General features: G+C 63.4%; 6 protein-coding genes and 1 tRNA gene. All 7 read left to right on the top strand.

Translation table 11 applies throughout. The features are described 5' to 3' along the window. Positions 1-984: FGGY-family carbohydrate kinase (locus tag VF515_22255; protein HEX7410351.1), on the top strand; the 984-nt coding region annotated here is incomplete at its 5' end. A 2-nt stretch (positions 985-986) separates the two neighbouring features. Continuing rightward, positions 987-1,649, top strand: coding sequence for an alpha/beta fold hydrolase (locus VF515_22250; protein HEX7410350.1), 663 nt, complete (start codon positions 987-989; stop codon positions 1,647-1,649). 100 nt (positions 1,650-1,749) lie between these two features. Next, a tRNA-Pro gene (locus VF515_22245) sits at positions 1,750-1,826 on the top strand. Positions 1,827-1,894: 68 nt separating this feature from the next. Further along, the gene (locus VF515_22240) at positions 1,895-2,713 is read left to right on the top strand and encodes an SH3 domain-containing protein (GenBank protein ID HEX7410349.1); all 819 of its coding nucleotides are present in this window, start codon (positions 1,895-1,897) and stop codon (positions 2,711-2,713) included. Then, on the top strand, positions 2,714-3,301 hold the full coding sequence (gene plsY, locus VF515_22235; GenBank protein ID HEX7410348.1) for a glycerol-3-phosphate 1-O-acyltransferase PlsY: 588 nt from the start codon (positions 2,714-2,716) through the stop codon (positions 3,299-3,301). A 286-nt stretch (positions 3,302-3,587) separates the two neighbouring features. Then, positions 3,588-4,919, top strand: a complete 1,332-nt coding sequence (locus VF515_22230) for an ammonium transporter (protein ID HEX7410347.1) — start codon at positions 3,588-3,590, stop codon at positions 4,917-4,919. A gap of 71 nt (positions 4,920-4,990) precedes the next feature. Next, a complete protein-coding gene (locus tag VF515_22225; GenBank protein HEX7410346.1) occupies positions 4,991-5,329 on the top strand; it encodes a P-II family nitrogen regulator in 339 nt (112 codons plus the stop codon). The last annotated feature ends 229 nt before the right edge of the window (positions 5,330-5,558 follow it).

Below are 5,558 nucleotides of genomic sequence, written 5' to 3'. Positions count from 1 at the left end.
GCCGAGCCCTCCAACGCCACGGAGTCCATGCTGTTTGATCTGCAGCAGCGGTGCTGGTCGGACGAGATCCTCTCCATCTTCGACATCCCGCGCAGCGTGTTACCGCCGGTGCGGCAGTCAGGAGAGCAGGTTGGTGTGCTGATGTCCGCGGCGGCTGCGGCGACCGGACTCAAGGCCGGTACGCCGGTCTTCGTCGGCGGCGCCGACACGCAATGTTCGCTGTTGGGTGCCGGCGCGGTGGAGCCGGACGACACCGCTGCCACGCTCGGCACCACCACACCGGTACAAACGGTAGTGGGCAGCGCGGTGTTCGATCCGCAATCGAATCTGTGGGCCGGCTGTCACGTGGTTCCCGACCGCTGGGTGCTGGAGAGCAACGCTGGAGATACCGGTGATGCCTACCTGTGGCTGCTCGAGCTGATCAGCGGCGGTTTGCCGCGAGAGGATCTGTGCCGGATCGGCGAGCAGCTCGCTGCCGGCCGCTTCGGACCGCCCACGATGATGTTCGTCGGTCCCACCGTCTTCAACCTGATGAAGATGAACCCGAACCGGCCGGGCGGGATACTGTTCCCCTTCCCGACGATGCAGGTTCGCCCCGATCGTGGCACGTTGGTGCGCGCCTTCATGGAGAGCGTCGGATACGCCCTGCGCGCCAACCTCGAGCAAATCGCGGCAGTGACCGGCCGGGCCGCCAGTGAGCTGACGCTGAGCGGCGGCATGTCCCGCAGCGCCGTGCTCACGCGCGTGATTGCCGACGTCATTGGGCTGCCCGTGCGCGTCGCCGACGAGCCTGAAAGCGCCGCGCTCGGTTGCGCCATGTTGATTGCCGCGCACGGTGGCCAGGGCGGATTGGCCGCCGCGGTTCGGGCCATGGTGCGCCACACGCAGATCCAGCCGGATCCGGAGCGGCACGAACAATACGAGGGCCCTTTCGCCAAGTGGCGTGACCTGTACAATCAGCTCGAGAACACGGACCTGACGTGACCATGCACCTCCTGCACGCGCTGTACGAGCCCGCTGGTGAAGGACCGCACCCAACCATTCTGGCATTGCACGGCTGGGGTGCGAACGCCATGGACCTGCTGGGATTGGCGCCGTACCTTGCCGGTGGCCGTTTCCTGGTCTTGTGCCCGCAAGGAGCCGTCGAGGTGCCGTTGGGACCGATGACCGGTTACGGCTGGTTTCCGCTGACCCTGGCCGCCCCGCCCGATGCGGTTGCATTGGCGGCGGGCGTGGACGATGCCAGGCGGTTCCTCGACGCGGCGCTGCAGCGTTACCCGATAGCGGCCGACAAATTCGTCGTCCTCGGTTTCAGCCAAGGTGGCGTGATCGCGTCTGCGCTCGCGCTGGCGGAACCGGAGCGGTTTGCCGGTTTGGTGGCGCTCAGCTCGTGGCTTGCGGGATCGGTGGCCGAGGAGTTGCCGCCTCGTTCGCGCCAGCGTCTCCCGACGCTGGTGCATCACGGCACCCGTGATGAGCTGATCGATGTGGGCCGCGGCCGCGAGTCGGTCGAGACCTTGCGGCGCCTGCAGGCGCCGGTGACCTACCGCGAGTTCGAGATGGGCCACGAGATCAATGCGGAGAGCTTGCAGCATCTTTCCGACTGGTTAGAGGAAAAGATCCTCTCCCCCATCCTGCTGGTGCGCTAAGCCGGGCGCTCCCGGAGCATGGCTGCGGTTGCAATTTCCCCTTACTGTGTTAAGTCCGTGCCCAGGTTGTCACGACCTGCCTTGCTCATGACGGTGACTACGGGGTGTAGCTCAGACTGGTAGAGCGCACGGTTCGGGACCGTGAGGTCGCTGGTTCAAGTCCAGTCACCCCGACCATTTTTTTCAAGCGCAACGTCCTCACCACGGGAGCGCACCCGAAGAAAATGGAAAACCGGAAAGACGAGATGAGAAACTGGGGGCCGGGGAATGGAGAGTCCGAAGCGAAGGGTCGCTGCGGGGCATCCGGTTTGCCGTTCCCCGTTTCCGGTTTTGTGTTGGCCCTTTGCCTGGTCTTGATCGCCTCGGTTTGGGCGCAGGGCAATACCGCCATTGTCACCGGCGCGGATCATGTCTTCATCCGCCGCGGTCCGGGCACCGGGTTTCCGCCGTTTGCTACCTTGAGCGAGGGTGCCACCGTGGAGATTCAAGAAATGCAGGGCGAGTGGGCACGTGTGCTCACTGCCAACGGGCAGTCAGGCTACGTCAACAGCACCTTCCTGTCGTTGCCCGGTGAGCCTTCCGTGAAGCCCGCCGCGGTTCCCGCGCCGGCGACGACCCCCACGCGGGTCGCGCCGCCGGCTGCTTCGACACCGGTTGAGCACCAGTCGGCGGCTTTGCGCACATTGACGGAGCAGAACAAGGGACTGAGTGCCGAGGTGCGCCGCCTTCAAGACGGGTTGGCCGCGATGAAGAGCCAAGCGGAGGTCACGCCCAGTCCACTGCCGACGACCGCAGCGGCGGCAACCGAGTTCGAGAAATTGCACTCTGATTTGGCACGCCTGGGCGCGGTAGCGGAGCAGTTGCAACGCCGGCTTGACGTTGAGGCTTCAGCTCCAAGAGAGCACACCGCGCCGTTGGCGGCGGCTCCGCCCGAAGACGCATCGCGGATGTTGGTATCGACGGGCATTTTGGTTGCGGCGATCGGATTCTGCGTCGGTTGGCTGCTGGGCAACGCGTATGGTCGCAGACAAGCACGTGGACGGCGACCCCGCGTTCGGCTGTAAATGGTCGCCGCAGTTCTGATTGTGGCCGCCTACGTCTGCGGATCTCTCCCGACCGGTGTCTGGCTGGGGCGGTATGCGGGTGTCGACGTCAGGCAGAGCGGGAGCGGAAACATCGGGGCGACCAATGTGGCGCGCACGGCCGGTGGGCGCCTCGCCATCCTGACCCTGGTTGGCGACATCGCCAAAGGTCTCGTTCCGGTAGTGGTGGCGCGGGCGTTGCTGATGGAGCAACAGCTGATCGCGTTGGTGGCATTAGCGGCCTTCTTTGGTCACATCTTTTCCATGTTTCTGCGTTTTTCCGGCGGTAAAGGTGTGGCAACGGGCTTCGGAGTGTTCCTCGGTCTGGCCCCCGGGGCTGCGGCTGTTGCCGCGCTGATTTTTGCGGGCACTGCCGTGACCACCCGCTACGTCTCGTTGGCTTCGATGCTGGCGGCGGCCACCCTGCCGGTCGCGAGCGCCCTGTTGGGCTGCGCGCCACCCATCTGGGGTGCCGCCATGGTTGTTGCTGCGACCATCATTCTCCGACATCGAGATAACCTCGCCCGCCTGCTCCGTGGCGTGGAACCGAAGTTTCAGGCCGAGCGGTGAGCCGCGGCGCCAGGTAAGCTGGTCAGCCGGTGTGAAAACGGGCGGGCTGACTCACCGGCGCGCCTGTCCTGTGCCTAAAAATCCCGCGGTGCATATCTTGCGGGCAGCACTGCTGCGCAACTTCGCGACCGTTCCGTAAAACTCAGCAGTCCGGTGGAGGCCTCTGTGGATGGCATCACCGTTGCTGGCCAAACTAGGGACGGGTTTGTCCACCCAGCATGACACTGCTTGCGTGTGCGCACGCGTTGTCTCAGGGTACACGCGTTACAACATCTCAAGGGGGGTAATGATGCGCCGATTGCGCCCAGGACTGATTCCATTTCTCGGATTTGGTGCCGTTTCGTTGCTAGCGGCGGGAAGGGTGCTGGCGGAGGAAACTTCCAAGGTCGATAGCGGCGACACGGCATGGATGCTGACCTCCACCGCCTTGGTGCTGATGATGACTGCGCCAGGGCTGGCGTTGTTTTACGCCGGTCTCGTTCGTAGCAAGAACGGGCTGGCCACCATCATGCAAAGTTTCGTGATGATGGCGCTCATCAGCGTGCAATGGGTGCTGTGGGGGTACACGCTCGCCTTCGGTCCGGATCACGGCCATGTCATCGGCGGGTTGAGCTGGCTGGGCCTCGTGGGTGTCGGCGGCGCTCCGAATCCCGACTATGCGCCGACCATTCCGCATCAGTGCTTCATGATCTACCAGGCGATGTTCGCGATCATCACGCCGGCGTTGATGACCGGCGCGTTTGCCGAGCGCATGAAGTTCAGCGCCTTCTTGCTGTTCAGCGTGCTGTGGGCGACGTTGATCTACGATCCTCTGGCACACTGGGTGTGGGGCAAAGGCGGTTGGATCGGGATGAACGGCGGCATGGGGGCATTGGACTTTGCCGGCGGCACCGTGGTGCACATCAGCGCGGGCATTTCGGCGCTGGCGGCGGTGCTGATAATGGGTAAGCGGTTGGGATATCCCCGTGAACCAATGCCGCCGCACAACCTCCCACTCTCGGTGATTGGTGCGGCGATGCTGTGGGTTGGCTGGTTCGGTTTCAACGCCGGCAGCGCCTTGCGCGCCAGTCCCCTTGCCGTGAGCGCTTTCGTGGCCACCAATAGCGGGGCTGCGGCGGCGGCGCTGTCGTGGATGTGGGCCGAGTGGGCGGCTCGGGGCAAGCCAACGGTGCTGGGTGCCGCCAGCGGTGCCGTGGCTGGCCTGGTGGCGATCACGCCGGCCGCCGGTTATGTGAGCCCGCTGTCGGCACTCGTGATCGGCGCCGTTGCCGGTGTGGTCTGCTTCACCGCGTGTAATCTCAAGCCTCGTTTTGGTTACGATGATGCGCTGGATGTCGTCGGGGTTCACTGCGTCGGCGGCATTACGGGCGCCCTGTTGACGGGGGTGTTTGCGTCAAAGGCCATCAACCCCGACGGCGCTGACGGGCTCTTCTTCGGTAATCCGGGCCAGCTCGCCATTCAGGCCCTTGCGGTTGCCGTGACGCTGGTGTTCTGTTTTGTAGGCGCTTTCGTCCTCTTGAAGATCGTCGATGCGACTGTGGGGCTCCGGGTATTTGAAGAGGATGAGGTCATAGGTTTGGATCTGTCGCAACATGGCGAGACGGCTTATACGCTCTGAGGGCGGGTCGCTTTACACCGCCCGGTGGCTAGCATAGAAATCAAGGGCAAGTTCCCCAGGAAGGTGGCCGTATGAAAAAAATCGAAGCCATAATAAAGCCCTTCAAACTCGATGAGGTGAAGGAAGCCCTGAGCAGCATCGGTGTTCAAGGCATCACCGTGAGCGAGGTGAAGGGATTTGGACGCCAGAAAGGGCACACCGAACTCTATCGGGGCGCCGAGTACGTCGTCGATTTCCTGCCCAAGGTCAAGCTCGAGATCATCGTCAAGGACGAGATGGTGGCCCAGGTGGTCGAAGCGATCTCGAAGTCGGCCAAGACGGGCCGCATCGGTGATGGAAAGATCTTCGTTGTGCCGATCGACGAAGTCGTCCGCATCCGGACTGGCGAACGAGGAGCGGATGCCATCTAGTAAGAAGACTGGTGGTAAGCCGGCGTCCGGCGGTTCGAAATTCAACAACTCATCAGCGGCAACAAGGAGGACTGGCATGAATGCCAAGGAAGTCATCAAGTTCATGAAGGATCACAAGGCGGTGGCGGTGGATTTCAAGTTCAACGATTTCCTCGGCATCTGGCAGCACTTCACCGTGCCGCCGAGCGAGATGGAGGAAGCCGTGTTCGAGGAAGGGCTGGGCTTTGAT

Source organism: Candidatus Binatia bacterium (assembly GCA_036382395.1).
Classification (GTDB): domain Bacteria; phylum Desulfobacterota; class Binatia; order HRBIN30; family HRBIN30; genus JAGDMS01.
The sequence above is the reverse complement of the archived record's forward strand: the minus strand, read 5'-3'. Positions and strand labels throughout refer to the sequence as shown.

Bases quoted from the DNA above. Each gene is read 5' to 3' on its own strand.
- VF515_22250 (HEX7410350.1), top strand. From the start codon at position 987: ATGCACCTCCTGCACGCGCTGTACGAGCCCGCTGGTGAAGGACCGCAC.
- VF515_22240 (HEX7410349.1), top strand. From the start codon at position 1,895: ATGAGAAACTGGGGGCCGGGGAATGGAGAGTCCGAAGCGAAGGGTCGC.
- plsY (HEX7410348.1), top strand. From the start codon at position 2,714: ATGGTCGCCGCAGTTCTGATTGTGGCCGCCTACGTCTGCGGATCTCTC.
- VF515_22230 (HEX7410347.1), top strand. From the start codon at position 3,588: ATGATGCGCCGATTGCGCCCAGGACTGATTCCATTTCTCGGATTTGGT.
- VF515_22225 (HEX7410346.1), top strand. From the start codon at position 4,991: ATGAAAAAAATCGAAGCCATAATAAAGCCCTTCAAACTCGATGAGGTG.